The organism is Methylobacterium sp. TK26, from assembly GCF_055361565.1.
In genome coordinates this window covers 3,629,700-3,647,661 of the sequence record NZ_CM143965.1, presented here as the reverse complement: position 1 = coordinate 3,647,661, position 17,962 = coordinate 3,629,700, and the positions used below count along the sequence as shown (strand labels likewise).

Below are 17,962 nucleotides of genomic sequence, written 5' to 3'. Positions count from 1 at the left end.
CCCCATGACCTCCGGCATCTCCAGTCTCGTCAGCAGCAGTTCCACGTCCACGTCGAGCTCGTCGAGCAGCACGAGCGACGCCACCGGCATCGCCAACAACTTCTCCCAGTTCCTGACCCTGCTCACCACGCAGCTCAAGAACCAGAACCCCCTCGACCCGATGGACACCAACCAGTTCACGCAGCAGCTGGTGCAGTTCGCGGGCGTCGAGCAGCAATTGAAGACGAACGACCGGCTCGACAGCATCCTCACCGCCTCGAAGACGGCGAGCACGGCCACGGCCACGAGTTATATCGGCAAGACCGTCACCACGGACGGCACCTCGGCCCAGCTGCAGGACGGCACGGCCACCTGGACCCTCGACCCCGCCCGCGCGGCGCCGAAGGCCGCCATCACCATCAGCGATGCCAAGGGGAACGTGGTCGCCACGCAGACCACCGCCCTCACCGCCGGCAGCCAGGCCTTCACGTGGAACGGCAAGACCTCGGCGGGCCTCACGGCGCCGGACGGCACCTATTCCATCAAGGTCGCGGCGCAGGACACCACCGGCGCCAACGTCGCCGTGGATACGAGCGTGACCGGCACGGTGACGGAAGTCGATCTCAGCGGCACCACGCCGATGCTGCTGGTGGGATCGCAGAAGGTTCCCCTGTCCAGCGTCCAGTTGATCGGGTTGTCCACAAGCGGCTCGTAACGAATCACATCCAAGCGATCCGCTTCACCATCTCTTAGGTGGGCGCAAGTAGCTTCATCTCTCGACGGGTTAGTCGAGTGTAGAGCGTATCATGACCGAACCCCACCGCCCGAGAGTGAAGTACGTGATCGGGCCCGACGGCAGTCCCCTGACCATCGCGGACCTGCCTCCGCCGACCACCCGGCGTTGGGTGATCCGCCGGAAGGCGGAGGTCGTGGCCGCCGTGCGCGGCGGTCTCCTCAGCCTGGAGGAGGCCTGCAAGCGTTACACGCTGACCACCGAGGAATTCCTCAGCTGGCAGTTCTCCATCGACCAGCACGGCCTCGCTGGCCTGCGCACCACGCGCATCCAGCACTACCGGCACTGATGGCGGCGGGACGTGCCAGCCGGTCCCGGCAGCCGTCCACCCCCGCCTTCGCCTCGGCCGCGAGCCGCGCCCGGATCAGACCCGGCGCGGCTTTCGCACGTCCGGACATCCCGCACGGATCTTAACGGGTCGCTAACCACAAGCCGGGCAATTTCTGCCGAGTGGTCCCGATCCGGGCCCGCCCGCGTCCCGAGCGTCCCATCCGTGAAGCCGATCCTCGATCTCGTTACGAAGCTCGGCCCGGCCCGGCTCGCCGCGATGGCGGCCGTGACGCTGACGCTCATCGGCTTCTTCGCGTTCATCATCCTGCGCGTGTCGCGCCCCGACATGGGCGTGCTGTTCTCCGACCTGTCGATGCAGGATTCGGCCGCCGTGATCCGCGACCTCGACGCCCGCGGCATCCGCTACGAGACCAAGGGCGACACCGGACAGACCATCCTGGCCCCGCGCGCCGACCTGCCGCGCCTGCGCATGGACCTCGCCGGCAAGGGCCTGCCGACCCAGGCCGGCGTCGGCTACGAGATCTTCGACAAGGGCGACGCGTTCTCGTCCACGAACTTCGTGCAGAACGTGAACCACCTGCGGGCGCTCGAAGGGGAGCTCGCCCGCTCGATCCGCGCCATCGGCCGGGTCCAGGCGGCCCGCGTCCACCTCGTCCTGCCGGAGCGGCGCCTGTTCGAGCGCGACCGCGAGACGCCCTCGGCGGCGATCGTGCTCAAGCTGATGGGCGACCTCGATCCGGGGCAGGTGCGGGCGGTGCGCCACCTCGTCGCCTCGGCGGTCGAGGGGCTGCGGCCCGACCGGGTTTCCATCGTGGACGAGCGCGGCCGGCTGCTCGCCGACGGCGCGCGCGGCGCCGACCAAGAGGGCGCGGCGGCCATGGAGGACCGGCAGCTCGTCCTGGAGAAGCGCCTGCGCTCGCAGATCGAGGACGTGGTGGCCGGCATCGTCGGCCCCGGCCGGGCGCGGGTGCAGGTGAACGCCGAACTCGACCTCAACCGGATCGAGAGCCGCTCCGAGACCTTCGACCCGGAGAGCCGGGTGGTGCGCTCCTCCCAGACGCGGACGGAATCCTCCCTGACCGGCGGCCCCGAGGGCGGGACGACCTCCGTCGGCAACGAGTTGCCGGGCGCCAACGGCGGCGACAAGCCCGCCTCCCAGAAAGACGCCACCAACAAGAACGAGGAAACGACGAACTACGAGATCTCCCGCGTCACCAAGACGGAGGTGGCCGAGGGCGGCCGGCTCAAGCGGCTCTCGGTGGCGGTGGTGGTGGACGGCGTCTACGCCGTCGGGCCGGACGGCAAGGCCGCCTACAGCCCGCGCCAGCCCGCCGAGATCGAGCGCATCGCCGCCCTGGTGCGCAGCGCGGTCGGCTTCGACAAGGCGCGCGGCGACCAGATCGAGGTGGTGAACCTGCGCTTCGCGGAAGGCCCCGCCGGGACCCCGCAATTCGAGGACCCGTCCCTGATCCAGTCGCTGCTCTCGCCCTCCCGCGAGGACGTGATGCGCCTGGGCGAACTCGGCGTGCTCGCGATCCTGACCTTGATCGTGCTGATGACGGTGGTGCGCCCGCTGGTGCGGCAGGTGCTGGCGCCCCCCGCCGAGGTGGCGGCCGCCGCGGCCGGCGGGCTGATCGAGGGCCTGCCCCCCGGCGCGACGATCACCGTGACCACCGGGACCGGCGGCGGTGGCGCGGTGACGATGGTGGAGCGCGACAACCCCACCGCCCGGCTGATGGAATTCGCCAAGATCAACGGCCAGGTGCAGGCCGAAACGGTGCAACGCGTGGTCGACATGGTGCGCGCAAGCCCGGCCGAGACGGTCGAGGTGCTGCGCTCGTGGATCCACGAGGATTGAGGAGCTGAGGTCGAGCGATGGCGGCGGGTATCGGCAATTCCGAGAGGGCTGGCGGCGTAGAATTGGTGCAGCTCGACGGCCCCCAGCGTGCGGCCGCGCTGCTGCTGATGCTCGGCGACGAGGAGGGCGCGCCGATCTGGCAGGCCCTCGAGGAGGAGGAGATCAAGAAGGTCAGCGCCGCGATGGTGCAGCTCGGCGCCCTTGAGGTGCACACCGTCGAGAAGCTGATCATCGAGTTCGTCACGAAGCTCGGCAACAGCGGCGGCATCTCCTCGAACTTCGAGCGCACCGAGGCGCTGCTGCTCAAGATCTTCCCGTCCGAGCAGGTCTCCCTGATCATGGCGGAGATCAAGGGCGCCTCGGGCAAGCGGGTCTGGGCGTCCATCGCCCAGGTCGATCCCGAGATCCTGGCCTCGTTCCTGCGCAACGAATACCCGCAGACCGTCGCGGTGGTGCTCTCGCGGGTGCGGGCGGATTACGCCGCCAAGGTGCTCACCATCCTGCCCGAGGATTTCGCCATCGACGTGCTCAACCGCATGTTGCGCATGGAGACGGTGCAGAAGGAGGCCCTGCGCCACATCGAGGAGACGTTGCGCGTCGAGTTCGTCTCGACCATCGCTCAGACCCAGCGGCGCGACGCCCACGAGATGATGGCGGACGTGTTCAACGCCTTCGACCGGCAGACCGAGGGCCGCTTCCTCGCCGCCCTCGACCAGGCGAATCGCGGCTCGGCCAAGCGCATCCGCGAGTTGATGTTCACCTTCGAGGATCTGCTGAAGCTCGATCCGGGCAGCGTGCAGACCCTGCTGCGCAAGATCGACAACGACACCCTGTGCCGCGCCCTGAAGGGCGCCAACGAGCGGACGCGGGCCTTCTTCCTGGCGCAGATGTCGACCCGCGCCGCCAAGAACCTGACGGACGAGATGCAGGCGCTGGGCCCCGTGCGCCTCAAGGAGGTCGATGAGGCCCAGGCCAAGATGACCGAGACGGCCAAGGACCTCGCCGAGAAGGGCGAGATCATGATCGCCAAGAACAGCGCCGAGGAGGAGTTGGTCTATTGAGCCCCGCGCGCCAGACGACGCCCTTCCTGTTCGACACCGACTTCCGCCGGCCCCGGCCGAGCGCCGAGGCCATGCGCGCCGCCGAGGAGGCCGTGCAGGCCGAGCAATCGGGCTTCGCGCGCGGGGTGCAGGAAGGCCGCCTCCAGGCCGAGGGGCAGGCGCAGGCCCGCCTCGCCGACGCGATGACCCGGCTCGCCCTCTCGGCCGCCGGGCTCCTGGCCTCCGCGGACGCGCGGGAGGCCGAGCGCGAGGCGCAGGCCGTGGAACTCGCCATGCTCATCGCCCGCAAGGTGGCGGGGGACGCCCTCGACGCGCAGCCGCTGATCGGCATCGGCGAGGCGGCCCGCACCGCCCTGCAGCACCTGCGCGGGGTGCCCCACCTCGTGGTGCGGGTCCATGACAGCCTCGTGGACGAGGCCGAGACCCTGGTGAAGCGCCTCGCCCGCGAGCGCGGCTTCGAGGGGCGCCTCGTGGTGCTGGGCGACCCCGAGACCCTGCCGGGCGATGCCCGGATCGAATGGGCCGATGGCGGCGTCGTGCGCGAGCGCGCCCGCATCGAGGCCGCCGTCGCGGAGGCCCTCGGCCTCCCCTCCTTCTCCTGACGCGGAGGACGCATGTCCGACGATTTCAGCCTGCCCCAGCTCGGCGACAACGACGGCGATTTCGCCCCGGAATCGATCCGCGACGCGCCGACCACGCCGAAGACCGCCGCCGACCTCGAACAATTGTTCGACGTGCCGGTGATGGTCTCGGCGGTGCTCGGCGCCGCGCGGATGCCCATCGGCGACCTGCTGCGCCTCGGCCCCGGCACGGTGCTCGAACTCGACCGCAAGGTCGGCGAAGCCATCGACGTCTACGTGAACAACCGCCTGGTCGCCCGCGGCGAGGTGGTCCTCGTCGAGGACCGGCTCGGCGTGACGATGACCGAGATCGTCAAGGGCGAATGACATGGGGATCCCGAAGGGCCGAGCCCTTCGGCGGGTGCGGGGCAGCGCCCCGCATGACCCCCTCGAACCGTTGGTAGAAGGAACAGGCCCATGCGGCTCCTGATGATCGGCCGGCTCAACGGCGAGCTCATCACCGCCTCGAAGATCGCCATGTCGCGCGGCGCGTCCGTGACGCAGGCCGACGGCGTGCCTCAGGGCCTCAACGTCCTGCGGGCCAAGGGCGCGGACCTCGTGATGGTCGATGTCGGCCAGCCCATCGCCGGGCTGATCGGCGCGCTGGAGGCCGAGCGCATCCGCACGCCGGTCGTCGCCTGCGGCGTCTCGGCGGATGCCAACGCGGCGGTGGCGGCGATCCGGGCGGGGGCGCGGGAATACATCCCCCTGCCGCCGGACCCCGAAATGATCGCGGCGGTGCTGGAGGCGGTGGCCGCCGACCGCAGCCCGTTCGTGTGGCGCGACGGGGCGATGGAACGGGTGGTGCGGCTGGCCGAGCAGGTCGCCCGCGCGGAGGCCTCCGTGCTGATCACCGGCGAGAGCGGCACCGGCAAGGAGGTGCTCGCCCGTTACCTGCACGCCAAGTCGAACCGGGCGGCCAAGCCCTTCGTCTCGGTGAACTGCGCCGCGATTCCCGAAGCCCTGCTCGAATCGGAATTGTTCGGCCACGAGAAGGGCGCCTTCACCGGGGCCATCGCCCGGCGCATCGGCCGGTTCGAGGAGGCCCATGGCGGCACCCTGCTCCTCGACGAGATCTCCGAGATGGACGTGCGGCTGCAGGCCAAGCTGCTGCGGGCGCTGCAGGAGCGGGTGATCGACCGGGTCGGCGGCACCGCGTCGGTCAAGGTCGACATCCGGGTGCTCGCCACCTCGAACCGCAACCTCGCGGAGGAGGTCCGCAAGGGTACGTTCCGGGAAGACCTGCTCTACCGGCTGAACGTCGTCTCCCTGCGCCTGCCGCCTCTGCGCGAGCGGCCCGGCGACATCCTCGAACTCGCCGCGCATTTCGCCCGGCGCTACGCCGAGTCGAACGGCCTGCCGATGCGCCCGCTCTCGATGCAGGCGCAATCGCTGATGCTGAAGAACCCGTGGCGCGGCAACGTGCGCGAATTGGAGAACACGCTGCACCGGGCGGTGCTCCTGGCCACCGGCCCGGAGATCGGGCCCGAGGCGCTGCTCACCCCTGAGGGCGACACCCTGACGCCGGAGGGACCGGCGGCCCGGGCCGCCCAGGCGGCCGAGGCGGTGACGCGGGGCCTCGTGGGGCGCACCGTGGCGCAGGTCGAGTGCGACCTGATCCTCGACACCCTGGACCATTGCCTCGGCAACCGTACCCATGCGGCCAAGATCCTCGGGATCTCGATCCGCACCCTGCGCAACAAGCTCAACGAGTACGTGGCCTCGGGCCTCGACGTGGCCGAACCCGGCCAGGCGCGGGCGAGCGCGGCGATCGGCTGAGGGCCGGAAGCCTACCGCCGCCCGGAGGATTGCGCCTTGTGCTCCTTCGCCTGGGCGGCGAAGGCCTCGTCCAGCTTGCGCATGGATTCGTAGCGCGCGACGTCGATCTCGATGTCGCGAATCGTCTCCTCCACGAGGTGGCGGCGATAGGCGGCGCGGGGGTCGGACGGGTCGAGCCCATCGCGCTCCTGAAGCGACAGGACGGCCTCGCGCACCCGGGCATAGACCGCCTCGCGCTGCTCGCGCGACATGGAGGGATTGATCGCCTTCGCGACGAGGGCGGAGAAATCCGACATGGGGGGGGAAGTGGGGGACGGGGCGGCCATGGTCGCCTGCTCTAAATCAGCCGGCGCGGAAACGGTATCCACTTCCCGCCCGATCAGCTTCGCTGATCCCTGATGCCTGCCTTGACCAGGGTGAACGAACTCCACAGCACCGTGAAGCAGAACAGCATCACGAAGACGGTGCGCGCCCGCTCGGGATAGAGTGCTTCCGTCGGCAGGACGGGGCGCTCGAAGGTCGCCAGGAAGATCTGCTGCTTCGCGGCCGAGATCCGCGCCTTGTCGTAGAGGGTGTGCGCGGATTCCTCGAGCTTCTCGGCGATGCTGCGCTCCACCAGCAGGCCCTCGTAGGCGAGGAGCGCCTCGGTGAGGTTCTGCTGGCCGTCCGCCGAGCCGCTGCTCGTCATCTCGTTCTGCAGGGTCTTCATCTGCTGATCGAGGGCGTTGGACTGGGCCGCGAGCGTCTGGATCGAGCGCGACCGCTCGTCGAGGTTCGAGGAGCGCAGGACCTGGAGGTCGCTGTCGAGCTTGATCTTCTCCTTGCGCAGGAGGGTCAGCGTCGTCAGCGTGCCCTCGGCGGTCTTCACCGGGTCGATCAGGCCCCATTGGTTGCGGAAGCTCTGGATGGCGAGATGCGCCTTGCGCAGGCGTTCCTCGGCGGCGGTGGCGTCCGACTTCGCCTGGGCGACCATGTCGGCCTGGGCGCGCTTCGAGATGTCGTTGATCAGCACCTCGGCGCGGGTCACGACCTCGCGGGCGATGGTGACGGCGTCCTCCGGCGTGAAGGCACGCACGTTCAGGCGGATCACGCCGGAGATGGCGTCGATCTCCGCGCTGGTCTGCTTGTGCCAGTATTTCGTCAGTTGCTCGATCGGATCGCGCGGGTCGTACCGCACCCAGAAATCCGCTTCGGGCCGGGAGTACATCTTCGAGATGTGGATGCTCTTTTCCAGCTCCTCGACCATGGCCTGGCTCTGGATGTAGTCGCGGACGATGTAGCCGTCCTGGCTGTTGTGCTTCTGGATCAGCGCCGTGAACTGGCCGAGGCTGGCGTGCTCCATCGGCTCGACGTTGCCGCGCACCGCGAACTGGGCCGTGGCGGTGTACTGGTCGGAGGCGATGCCGAACATGTAGAGGGCGACCACCGCCGTCGGCAGCAGCACGAACAGGCCGACCCGGCGCATCAGCATGCCGGCATAGCTGGCCTCCTCGCCGTCCGGCTGCGACGGGCGCAGGCCCGGCAGGCGCCGCCAGTCCAGGCGGGTGGAGGCCGAGCGCAGCAGCGCCAGCTTCCCGCGCTTCTCGGGGATGGGCCGGATGGTCTCCGCCTCGCGGCGAAGTTCGGTCATCGTCGGCTGGATCAGCGTGACGAGTTCGCCCTCGCGCTGGTCCTCCTTGACGTCGTCCAAGCTCATCCGCTCGCTGTTCCTGATCTGCGCCGTTTCCCCTCGCGGGGAAGCCGGCCGAGGACGGCCGTGCGCCACTCCGGGATCCCGTTCTTTTCGGCCCTTTTTAAGGCACCAACCGGCCGCGTTGCTGCGCCGCATCGCGCCGCCTACCGCTGCCCGCCCCTTCCTGCGATGGTCGCGCCCGATGACGATTGAATTACGTTCCAGCCCCGCCAAGCCTCGCGGCGCGAAGTCCAAGTTCGGCGGCCTCGTCGTGGTGTGCGCCAAATGCGCCAAGCGGCAGGGCCTGCCGGCCAAGGCGATCCGCACGCTCCTGAAGGAGGCCCATGCGGACCTCGCTCCCGCGTCGGGGAGCAAGGGCAAGCGGCGCAAGCTCTGCGTGATCGAATCCGGCTGCCTCGGCCCCTGCCCCAAGCGGGCGGTGGCGGTGGCGACGGGGGCGAGCCTCGCGGAGGGCCGGGTGCTGCTCCTCGATCCGGCGGCCGGCGTCGCGGGGGCCCGCGCCGCCCTGCTCCCCGAATTCGGCCCCATTGCCCGTCTAGCCGCTGGCGCGGATAATGGCGGCGCGGGAGACGACTCGCCCCGCTCCCCCTGAAACGCCATGGCGAGGACGCCCCGCCCTTGGATGTCGCTTCGAACCGGTCGCACCGGGCTCGCATCGGGCGCGCGGTGCTGCGGCGGCTGCCGCTCGCCGGCACGCTCGTCGGGCTGGGTCTCGCCGCGTGGCTCGTGGCGACGAACGACCTCACCGCCGTGGCCACGGCCTTCGGAAAGATCGGCTTCCTCGGCCTCGCCGGCGTCGTGCTGGTGCGGGCGACGGCGATCCTCGTCTGCGGCTTCGCCTGGGCGCGGCTGCTCGACGGGCTCGTCCCCGCCCCGGCCGGCGCCTGCCTGACGCTGCGCTTCGTGCGCGAGGGCATCAACGTGCTCCTGCCGGTGGCCTCGGTGGGCGGCGACGTGCTCGGCGCGCGGCTCCTCACCTTCTGGGGGGTGCCCGGCGCCCTGGCGGCGGCCTCGGTCCTGGCGGACATGATGTTCCAGGTCGGCACCCTCGCCCTGTTCGCCGGGCTCGGCGCCGCGTTCCTCAGCCGGGTCCCGAGCCCGGAGGCGGCGGAACTGGCGGATTGGACCCTGCGGTCGCTGGGCGTCGCGGCCCTGCTGCTCGGCGGGTTCTTCGCCCTCCAGCGCACCGGCCTCGTGCGGGTGCTCGAAGAGAGGATCGCCGCCCTCGGCCGCCGCTTCGTGCGCGAGGCCGAGGTGCAGCCGGAGCCCCGCCCGCAGGTGCAGGGCGCACTCGACGCGGTGTGGGGCAAGGGCCGGCGCGGCGCCCTCGTGCAATCCTTCTGCCTGCACGCCCTGGCGTGGCTGTTCGGCGTCGCCGAGGTCGCCATCGTGCTCGCCTGCATCGGCGACCATCCGTTCGGCCTGACGGAGGTGGTGGTGATCGAGGCCCTGGGGCAGGCGATCAAGGCCGTGGCCTTCCTCGTGCCGAGCGGGCTCGGGGTGCAGGAGGGCGGCTTCGTGCTGGTCTGCGGCCTGTTCGGGATCGACGGCGGGACGGCGCTCGCCCTGTCGCTGGCCAAGCGCGTGCCGGATGTGGTGCTGGGCCTTCCGGCCCTGCTGGTGTGGCAGAACCTTGAGGCGCGGAGAACCGGCATCGGCCCGGCCGCGACGCCGCGATGACCCGTCTCCTGATCGCCCTTGCCGGGCTCGTGCTCCTCGCCGGACCGGCCGCGGCCCAGAGCCTCACCGTCGATCTCGGCGCGGGGGGCACGACCGAGCGCGCGCTTCAGCTCGTGGCCCTCATCACCGTGCTGGCGGTGGCGCCCTCGGTGCTGGTGATGGCCACCGCCTTCACCCGCATCGTCGTGGTGCTCTCGATCCTGCGCTCGGCGCTGGGCACCCAGACCGCCCCGCCCACGGCGGTGATCATCAGCCTCGCCCTGTTCCTCACCGCCTTCGTCATGGCCCCGACCGGCCGGGAGGCCTACACGGCCGGCATCGAGCCCCTGGTCGCGGGGCGGATCACCCAGGTGCAGGCCTTCGAGCGCGCCTCGGGCCCGTTCAAGGCCTTCATGCTGAAGAACGTCCGCGAGAAGGACCTCAAGTTGTTCCTCGACCTCGCCAAGGCCCCCGTGCCCAAGGGGCCGGAGGAGGTCGGGCTGGAGATCGTGACCCCCGCCTTCATGATCTCCGAATTGCGGCGCGCCTTCGAGATCGGCTTCCTGCTGTTCATCCCCTTCCTGATCATCGACCTCGTCGTGGCCTCGGTGCTGATGGCGGTGGGCATGATGATGGTGCCCCCCGCCACCGTCGCCCTGCCCTTCAAGCTGATCTTCTTCGTCCTCGTGGACGGGTGGGGGCTGGTGGCCGGCTCCCTCGTCCAGAGTTACGGAAACTAAAGGTTACCGGTGCCCGGCATCTGGGTTTAGGCACTTACCCCGCTAACCTGTGCGAGGATCGGCAATCCAATTATCTCTGATTTAAGCTGTCGCGGCTTAAATCCGCTTATGGTCAGGCTCCGAAATTTTCTCGGCGACCGGCGGGGTGCGGCGGCTGTTGAATTCGCCCTCGTCGGGACGCTGTTCATCATGACGACGCTGTTCGTCATGCTGGTCGGCGCGATCCTGTATATCACCCAGGCAGTCGATTACGCGACGAACGCGGCCGCCCGGGACATCCTCACCGGCACGGCGCAGACCGGTTCCGTCACCGCCAGCGGCTTCACGCAGAGCCTGTGCGGCCGGCTGCCGCCCGGCATCAAGTGCGCGAACCTCGTCGTGAACCTCTACAAGATCCCCCAGGCGGCGCAGCCGGCGGGCTATTACAGCTACGTGAAGTCCGACATGAGCGGCCTGAAGATCCCGGCCCTGACGCCGGGAACCGGCACGTTCGACCTCGGCACCCAGGGCGACTTCCAGTACCTGCAGGTGATCTACCCGGTCACGTTCCTGCCCTCCGGCTTCGCCTCCATCCTGAGCGGCGGCGCCACCTTCAACGGGCAGGCCGCCTACCTCGCGATCGCGACGGCGGCGTTCCGCAACGAGCAGTATTGATGCGGCCCGCACGCGCCCTCCCGGCGGCCCTGGGCCGCTTCCTCGGCGCGGAGCGCGGGGTCGCGGCGATCGAGTTCGCGGTGATCCTGCCGATCCTGCTCGTCCTGCTGCTCACCGGCACGCAGGTGGTGATCTACATCAACGCCAGCCGCAAGGTCGGGCAGGTGGCGCGCTCGATCAGCCAGATGGTCTCCCAGGCCAAGCCGCCGGACACGTCCACGACGGCCACCGTCAACGCCCTCGACCTGCATTTCAGCTTGGACGCGGCGATGGTCATCTTCCCCTACCTGCTGAACGACGCCAAGCGGCAGAACCTGTCGTGGTGGGGCGACATCTCGATCAACTACGCGAGCATCGCCTTCACCAAGGTCACGGCCACCTGCAACGACCCGGCCGACCAGAGCGCCTGCTACACGGCCAACGTCGTCTGGACGAGTACCGGCACGGCCCAGCCCTACGGGGCGAATTACCGGCCCTGCTCCACGCCGCAGCTGCCCGCCGACAACACGGCGGCGCCGAACCGCACCACCCTGCCGCGCTCGGTCTTCGGCCCGGCCACGCTCATCGTGATCGACGTGGTGTTCAACTTCACGCCGACGCTGGGCTCGAAGTTCTTTCCCGCGATCAAGATCGCCCGGAGCGCCTACGTGCAGCCCCGCTACGCGACCCTGATCAACTACGACGCCACCAACAACGACGGCATCGCCACCAAATGTCCAGGCTATTGACCAGCGTGAGCCGGCTCGCCGGCCGGGCTGCCGCGCTCCCGCGTGCCCGCGAGGGCAACATCAGCATCCTGTTCGGGCTGAGCCTGATCCCGCTCCTGGGCCTGATGGGCCTCGGGGTGGATTACGGCATGGCCATCACCACCAAGACCAAGCTCAACGCCGCCGCCGACGCCGCCGCGCTGGCCGGCGTGGTGACGGCCAAGGCCTATATCGCGGCCAACCCCAACGACGCCAACCTCAACCAGAACGCCATCGCGGCCGGGCAGCAGCAGGCGATCAACTCGTTCAACGTCAACGCCGGCAAGGTGCCCTACACCACCGTGAGCCTGACGACGAACACGGTGACGCGGGACCACCAGACGCTCAAGTCGACGATCCAGTACTCGGCCACGATCCAGAACAACTTCGGCAAGCTGTTCCGCACGCCGACGACGACGTTGGGCAACACGGTCGAGGCCTCGGTGGACCTGCCGAGCTACCTCGACTTCTACCTGATGGTCGACGTCTCGGGCTCGATGGGCCTGCCCTCGACGACGACGGGCATGACCAACCTCGCCGCCCAGAACAAGGACATGTACTCGGACTACAAGCAGGGCTGCCAGTTCGCCTGCCACTTCCCGGGCAACAACGGCTGGACGCTGGCGGCCGGCAAGATCCAGTTGCGCTCGGATGCGGTGAACAACGCGGTGTGCAACCTGCTCAAGCGGGCGGCGGCGCCCGTCGTGCCGAACCAGTACCGGGTCGGCCTCTATCCGTTCATCAACCAGCTCGCCACGCTGGCGGGACTGACGAGCAGCATCGCGACCCTGAACACGGCCGCGCAATGCGGCCAGACCTGGCCGCTCGCCTTCACAAACCTCCTCGATACCGGCTCGACGCAGCTCTACACGAACAACGACCCGAGCACCGGGACGGGGTCGGGGGGCACGCATTTCGAGGTGGCGATGCCGCAGATGCAATCGACCGTCTCGGTCTACGGCGACGGCTCGACCGCCGCCAAGCCGAAGCCGTTCGTGTTCCTGATCACGGACGGGATGCAGAACGGCCAGCACTTCTTCACGTGGAACGGCAAGTACACCTATCCCGGCAACCCGTCGAAGTTCTCGGGCTACAATGCGGCGTGGTGGGACGGCTCGCAGCCGTCGCAGATCGACCCGAACACGTGCGCGGCGCTCAAGAACGCCGGGGCGACGATCTCGGTCCTCTACATCCCGTACAACCAGATCTCGTATGTCGATTACGGCGGCACGGTCGCGTGGGAGAACGGCCGGGTCAACGGCTTCAGCCCGACCCTGGCGACGCCGCTGCAGGCCTGCGCCACGACGGGCTATTTCTACACGGCCAACACGCCGGACGACATCAACAAGGCCCTCGACCAGATGTTCTCCCAGGCGCTGAAGGTGGCCCGCATCATCAAGTGAGGCCGGCGCCTCACCCCGGCGGCGGTGCGGCCGGGGTGTCGGCGCGGCTCTGGCTGCCCTCGGCCTTCGGGGTGCCGCGATCCGGCACGGCGGCCTCGGGGTAGCGCTTGCGGTATTCCGCGAGGAAGGCCGACAGGGTCTCGGCCTTGGTCGCCCGCGCGGCGATGCTGCGGAAGCCCTGGGTGCGGGTCGCCCCGTCGCTGGTGAGGAGCGCGAAGGTGCGCGCATCCGGCCCCAGCGCCATCGGCCCGGAGAACTTCGCCTTCAGCCGTTCGAGGCCGAGCCGTTCGCCCGCGAGGTCGTAGGCGATGGCCGCGCGGATGCAATCGCCCCGCGCGCCCTCTTCGAGGGGGCCGCCCGCGCGCCAGGCTTCGCCGAGCAGCGCCTCGTGCGCCTCGCCCGCCTCGCGCCAGCGCCGGGCGCTCCACAGGATGTCCGCGCGCAGCCGCGCCACGTCCGGCCCGGTCTCGTCCTCGATGGCTTCGAGGGCGAGGTCGGTGCGGGTGAGGTCCGAGAGCGCCCGCGCCCGCACCAGGGACCGCGCCCGCCGCAGGTCGAGCGGCAGTTCCGGCATGTCGGTTTTCTCGATCGCCGTGAGCGCCCGCATCGGCTTGTCGTCCATGAGCAGGACGGTGGCGAGCTTCGCCGCCACGGCCGAGCGCGCCGGGCCGGTGAGCCGGTTGTCGACCTGATATTGCAGCAGGTCGGCGGCCGAATCGAGGAGGTCGAGCCCCACCAGCCTGTCCGCGAGGCGGCGCACCACCGCGTCGCCGCGCCGGCCGATGGGGGCGAGTTCCTTGAAGTCGAAATACAGGGCCACCGCCGCGACGCCGGGCAGCGAATCGCCCTTGCCCGCGAGGTAGAGGTCCTCGAACGCGCCCTGTGCCTCCGAGGTGAGGGAGCGCGACAGCGACGAGGCCGGGGCGAGCATGTTGGCCCGGCGCACGGCGGCGAAGGCCGGGCGCCAGCGCCCATCCGCGAGGTAGAGCCGGGCGAGGCCGGCATTGATCGCCTCTTCGAGGGGGCCGCCGTGCCAGAGGAGCGCGAGGCGTTCGAGCTTGTCGATGGCGGCGGGCACGTCGATCTTGCCCATGGCGCGGGCGAGGAGCGCGCCGCGCAGGGCGGCGGCGGCGGCGACGGGCCGCTCGGCCTTGTCGGCCAGCTTGGCATAGGCCTCCAGGGCGGCCGCATCCTGCCCCGTCGTCTCGGCGGCCCGCGCCCGCACCAGGGCGAGCCTGTCGCGCACCAGCGGGTGCAGGTCCCGCCCCTCGACGGCGCGGGCGGCGGCGGTCTCGGCATCGCCGGTCTCGATCGCGGCCTCGGCCGCCGTGGCGCGGATCTCCGAGGCCATGTCGGCGGGGTAGCGCTCGGCCAGCGACAGCACCTTCTGGAACCCCGATTCGGCGCTCGTCCAGTCGCCCAACCCCGCCGCCGCCATGGCCCGCCACAGGGCGGCCTCGGGGTCGGCGGTCAGCAGCGGCACGGAGAGCGCCTTCATCGCCTCCGCATGCCGGCCGATATGCTCCAGGATGATGCCGCGCAGCATCGCCGTGTCGCGCATGTCGGCCACGAGCGGATCGTCGGCGGCGGCCGCCTCCAGGGCGGTCAGGGCCTCCACGTCCAGGCCGTTGGCGAAGGAGGCGCGGGCCAGCGCCATGCGGGCGGGCCCGCGCTCGATGACGGGGCCCATCGCCGCGTCCGCGAGGAGGCCGCGCAGGGTCTCGCGCACGTTGCCGAGGCGGACCTTCTCCCAGGCCCCCCGGTCGATGGTGGAGGCGCTGGCCTGATCGAGCACCGTCTCCGACCTCTTCGGGGCGTTCGAGGTGGCGAGCCCCCCCTCGCGGGCGATGAGCACCCCGTCGAGGTCGAGCCGCACGGCGAGGTCGTCCGCCGCCGCCAGCACCGCGAGGCCGTGGCGGCTCGGCAGGATCTCGAAATCCACGAAGCGGCGGGTCTTGGGGTTGCCGACCGCGTCCAGCGCCGAGGACGGCACCACCGCGATCCGCTCGCCGTCGAGGTCGAGCCATCCGGCGGCCCCCGCGCGGGGCAGCGGCACGGCGACCGCCACCTGCCCGGACGGGCTCGGGCGGCGGACGGGATCGAGGCTGGCGCTCGGGTTGAGGCCGTCCCCCGCCGAGAGCTCCCAGGCGGGGCCGCCCGCGCTCACGACGGCGCCGAGGTCGAGGAGTTTCCCCGCCGGGATCTCGAAGCGCAGGATGGTGAGCGGGCCGGAGCGCTGGGGCTCGCCGAGCGCCCGCAAGCCCGTGGCGCCGGGGGGCGGCACGGAGACGGGGTCGGCCGTCTCGAATGCGAGGAAGGCGATGCCGCCGCGCTCGAAGAGGGCCGCCGCCGGCAGGCGGGCGAAGGGGAAGACGAGGCCGGAGCCGGCGGGCTTCGTCGGCACCGCCTCTGCGACGGGCGCGGGCTTCGGCGGAGCCGGCTTCGCGGGCGCCGGGCCGGCGGCGGCCTCCTTCGGCGCGGGCGCGTCCTCCGGGGCGGGCGCGGGCCCCTCCGGCACCGCGACCTCCGTGGTCTTGGGCGGCGCGACCACCTTGCGGGTCACGTCGATCGTGTAAAGCCCGTCCTCCCGCTCGCCCCGGACGGCATAGCCCTCGGCGGGGGTGACGATCACGCTCGCCGAGCCCTCGTCGGCGTCGGTGGCCAGGGCGGAGACGCCCGGCCTCGGGCGGCCGCGCACGGCCCCCGCATCGATGGTGTAGCGGCCCGCGACGCGCAGGCGCGTGGCCGCGCCCTCCGTCGTCAGGGTGGCCGAGACGCCCTCGGGCAGGCGCAGGGAGAAGCGGGTGAGCGTCGGCAGGAGGGCGAGGTCGAGGCCGAGCGCCTTCGGCGGCGGCACGGGCGCGCGCGCCTGCAACGCCTCCTCGGCGGCCCGCGCCCGGCGGGCGAGATCGGCCACGACATCCTGCGGCAGGGCAGGCGGCAGGCCCTTCCAGCTCTCGGGGAGGAGATCCACGAAGACGCGCTCGCCCGCGAGCTGGACGTTGGCCCGCACCGGCTTCTGCAGGGCGAGGCGCAGGCCGGTCCCGTCGGGATCGCGGCGGACGGCGGCGACGTAGCCCGCCAGCTCCTCGGAAAGCCGCTCCGGCCCCGCCGTGGCGCGCTCGCCGTAGCCGAGAATCAGGATGCCGCCCGAGACCGTGGCCTTGACGGTGACGGGCTTGTCGAAGGTGAGGACGAGGCGGCCGTAGCCGTCCGTGTCGGACCCCTTGGCCGAGACGAGGCGGGCGGCGAGCGCCGGATCGAGCCCGGCGGCCCAGAACAACGTGGGCGCGAGGAGCGCGGCCACGAGCGGAACGGATCGGGCGCGAAGGCCGCGTCCTGTCCGGTTTCGCCCGCGCAACGTCGCCATCGCTTTCTAATGATCCGATCCCGGCGCGGGGGCGAAAGCCGCCACGCCTCGACGCCATGGGATGGACCCTGCACGAGCACGGCTAATAGCGGCTTAACCGCCGAGGGCGACCGCCCGGTCGAACGCCTGCGGGAAGCCCGCCAGCGGCACCACGATGGTGGCGGGCTCGCTGTTGCCGGATTTCTGGGCGGTGACGGTGAGGCTCTTGGCGTTGCGCATCCCGTCCGTCGCCAGGGCCGGGAAGCTGATCGGCACGAGGCAGCCATCGCTCGTGCAGGTCGAATAGGGCGCGCCCTTGCCCAGCGCCTGCTCGTCGAGCTTGAACGTCACGCCGGGCTCGATCGCCATGCCGAACGGCATCAGGATCACGCCCTCGGAGCGGCCGTCCTTCGGCACGCTCAGCTCGAAGCCGAACTGGCGCCGGCCGGTCTTCGAATCACCCTGGGACTGGACCACGATGCAGGTCGCCTTGGTCTCCGGGCGCACGCAGGAGACCGTCCAGTCGCCGTAGCTCTCGCTGACGGTCGTCGCCCCCGTGGGCCAGGCCGCGACGGGGAGCGCCGCGGCCGGCGTCGGGACCGGCTTGGCGACGGGCTTCGGGGCGGGCTTCGGCTTCGGCCGCGCCTTGGGCGCCGCACCCGATCCGGCGGCGGGCGGGCTCTCGGCGGCCGGGTCGGCGTCCTGCGCCCTGGCGGCCGTGGCGCTGAGCAGCGCCGCGACGAGCAGAGCCGCACGGCGGACAGGCAGACGGATCGGCGGCATGAAGACGGTTCCCCCGGAACGCGGATCGGACGCGAAGCCGCCTAACGCCTCACCGGGGCTTAAGCAATCGACCTGCTCAGAGAGGAAGCGGACCGCCGGCGCGGGCGATGAGATCGCAATGGCGATTCAGGGCGGCGGCGCTTTCGCGACGGATCGCGCGCACCAGGGCGATGGCCAGGGTGAGGAAACCGGGATCCCCGACGGCGGATTCCTCGACCGGGGACGGGACGCGAGAGGCGATGAGAGCGAGCATTGACGACTCCATGTCGAAAGGCTCGGACGTTTCCGCGACGGCTTTTCCCGTCTGCTGCAGTGCAATATGAGCCTCCCCATTTTAGCAATCCATGGGCCGGAATGCCGCTGAGGCATGCGTACAACACATGCCTGGATGTCCGGCGCGTTAACCAAGCGGCAAGGTTTGTCCGCGCGCGGGGCGGTTGACCCTGCCGGGGCGAGACGCCATGGAGCGGGATGATCGCGATGGCGGCCCGGTGGCCCGACCGTCGCTGAACTGTCACCTGTGCGGCCTACCGCCGCCTGTGCGAAGTCGCGGC

General features: G+C 70.7%; 18 protein-coding genes. 13 read left to right on the top strand and 5 right to left on the bottom strand.

Annotated elements, in window-relative coordinates; all coding sequences use genetic code 11:
• Positions 1-4 precede the first annotated feature (4 nt).
• From ACXJ1Y_RS17745 to flbD, 7 genes are all read left to right on the top strand, one after another.
• Positions 5-694, top strand: a complete 690-nt coding sequence (locus tag ACXJ1Y_RS17745; protein WP_463847468.1) for a flagellar hook assembly protein FlgD — start codon at positions 5-7, stop codon at positions 692-694.
• Positions 695-785: 91 nt separating this feature from the next.
• A complete protein-coding gene (sciP, locus tag ACXJ1Y_RS17740) occupies positions 786-1,061 on the top strand; it encodes a CtrA inhibitor SciP (RefSeq protein ID WP_238204121.1) in 276 nt (91 codons plus the stop codon).
• Between the two features lie 204 nt (positions 1,062-1,265).
• Positions 1,266-2,921, top strand: coding sequence for a flagellar basal-body MS-ring/collar protein FliF (gene fliF / locus ACXJ1Y_RS17735; protein WP_463847467.1), 1,656 nt, complete (start codon positions 1,266-1,268; stop codon positions 2,919-2,921).
• A gap of 17 nt (positions 2,922-2,938) precedes the next feature.
• Positions 2,939-3,982: a flagellar motor switch protein FliG gene (locus tag ACXJ1Y_RS17730; protein ID WP_463847466.1), complete on the top strand. Its 1,044-nt coding sequence runs from the start codon at positions 2,939-2,941 to the stop codon at positions 3,980-3,982.
• Positions 3,979-4,584 carry a FliH/SctL family protein gene (locus tag ACXJ1Y_RS17725; RefSeq protein ID WP_463847465.1) on the top strand — a complete coding sequence of 202 codons (606 nt, stop codon included), beginning with the start codon at positions 3,979-3,981 and terminating at the stop codon, positions 4,582-4,584. Before ACXJ1Y_RS17730 ends, ACXJ1Y_RS17725 begins: the two co-directional genes overlap by 4 nt.
• Before the next feature lie 12 nt (positions 4,585-4,596).
• Positions 4,597-4,929, top strand: coding sequence for a flagellar motor switch protein FliN (gene fliN, locus ACXJ1Y_RS17720; protein WP_463847464.1), 333 nt, complete (start codon positions 4,597-4,599; stop codon positions 4,927-4,929).
• 90 nt (positions 4,930-5,019) lie between these two features.
• A complete protein-coding gene (flbD, locus tag ACXJ1Y_RS17715; protein ID WP_463847463.1) occupies positions 5,020-6,381 on the top strand; it encodes a sigma-54-dependent transcriptional regulator FlbD in 1,362 nt (453 codons plus the stop codon).
• Between the two features lie 11 nt (positions 6,382-6,392).
• On the opposite strand, the gene ACXJ1Y_RS17710 is transcribed toward flbD, so the two are convergent.
• Both ACXJ1Y_RS17710 and ACXJ1Y_RS17705 read right to left on the bottom strand, forming a co-directional pair.
• Positions 6,393-6,677 (bottom strand): hypothetical protein, encoded by a 285-nt coding sequence (locus ACXJ1Y_RS17710; RefSeq protein WP_463847462.1) that lies wholly within the window; start codon positions 6,675-6,677, stop codon positions 6,393-6,395.
• A gap of 83 nt (positions 6,678-6,760) precedes the next feature.
• Positions 6,761-8,077, bottom strand: a complete 1,317-nt coding sequence (locus tag ACXJ1Y_RS17705) for a KpsE/RkpR family capsule polysaccharide export protein (RefSeq protein WP_463847461.1) — start codon at positions 8,075-8,077, stop codon at positions 6,761-6,763.
• Positions 8,078-8,255: 178 nt separating this feature from the next.
• Between ACXJ1Y_RS17705 and ACXJ1Y_RS17700 the strand changes: the two genes are divergently transcribed.
• The 6 genes from ACXJ1Y_RS17700 (at position 8,256) to ACXJ1Y_RS17675 (ending at position 13,276) form a co-directional block, all read left to right on the top strand.
• Entirely contained in the window at positions 8,256-8,666 is a 411-nt protein-coding gene (locus ACXJ1Y_RS17700) for a hypothetical protein (protein ID WP_463847460.1), read from the top strand.
• 26 nt (positions 8,667-8,692) lie between these two features.
• The gene (locus ACXJ1Y_RS17695) at positions 8,693-9,754 is read left to right on the top strand and encodes a lysylphosphatidylglycerol synthase domain-containing protein (protein ID WP_463847459.1); all 1,062 of its coding nucleotides are present in this window, start codon (positions 8,693-8,695) and stop codon (positions 9,752-9,754) included.
• Complete coding sequence (gene fliP, locus ACXJ1Y_RS17690) at positions 9,751-10,473, top strand: flagellar type III secretion system pore protein FliP (protein ID WP_463847458.1); 723 nt, start codon at positions 9,751-9,753, stop codon at positions 10,471-10,473. The genes ACXJ1Y_RS17695 and fliP overlap by 4 nt, the downstream gene beginning before the upstream one ends.
• Positions 10,474-10,581: 108 nt before the next feature.
• A complete protein-coding gene (locus tag ACXJ1Y_RS17685; RefSeq protein WP_463847457.1) occupies positions 10,582-11,127 on the top strand; it encodes a TadE/TadG family type IV pilus assembly protein in 546 nt (181 codons plus the stop codon).
• A complete protein-coding gene (locus ACXJ1Y_RS17680) occupies positions 11,127-11,855 on the top strand; it encodes a TadE/TadG family type IV pilus assembly protein (RefSeq protein ID WP_463847456.1) in 729 nt (242 codons plus the stop codon). Before ACXJ1Y_RS17685 ends, ACXJ1Y_RS17680 begins: the two co-directional genes overlap by 1 nt.
• Positions 11,840-13,276, top strand: a complete 1,437-nt coding sequence (locus tag ACXJ1Y_RS17675; protein WP_463847455.1) for a TadE/TadG family type IV pilus assembly protein — start codon at positions 11,840-11,842, stop codon at positions 13,274-13,276. Before ACXJ1Y_RS17680 ends, ACXJ1Y_RS17675 begins: the two co-directional genes overlap by 16 nt.
• A gap of 10 nt (positions 13,277-13,286) precedes the next feature.
• Here ACXJ1Y_RS17675 and ACXJ1Y_RS17670 read toward each other — a convergent pair whose 3' ends face one another.
• The 3 genes from ACXJ1Y_RS17670 to ACXJ1Y_RS17660 all read right to left on the bottom strand — a co-directional run bounded on the left by ACXJ1Y_RS17670 (position 13,287) and on the right by ACXJ1Y_RS17660 (position 17,661).
• Positions 13,287-16,646 carry a hypothetical protein gene (locus ACXJ1Y_RS17670; protein WP_463847454.1) on the bottom strand — a complete coding sequence of 1,120 codons (3,360 nt, stop codon included), beginning with the start codon at positions 16,644-16,646 and terminating at the stop codon, positions 13,287-13,289.
• Positions 16,647-16,739: 93 nt separating this feature from the next.
• Positions 16,740-17,408 (bottom strand): invasion associated locus B family protein, encoded by a 669-nt coding sequence (locus ACXJ1Y_RS17665; protein WP_463847453.1) that lies wholly within the window; start codon positions 17,406-17,408, stop codon positions 16,740-16,742.
• 76 nt (positions 17,409-17,484) lie between these two features.
• Positions 17,485-17,661, bottom strand: coding sequence for a hypothetical protein (locus ACXJ1Y_RS17660; protein ID WP_463847452.1), 177 nt, complete (start codon positions 17,659-17,661; stop codon positions 17,485-17,487).
• Positions 17,662-17,962 lie beyond the last annotated feature (301 nt).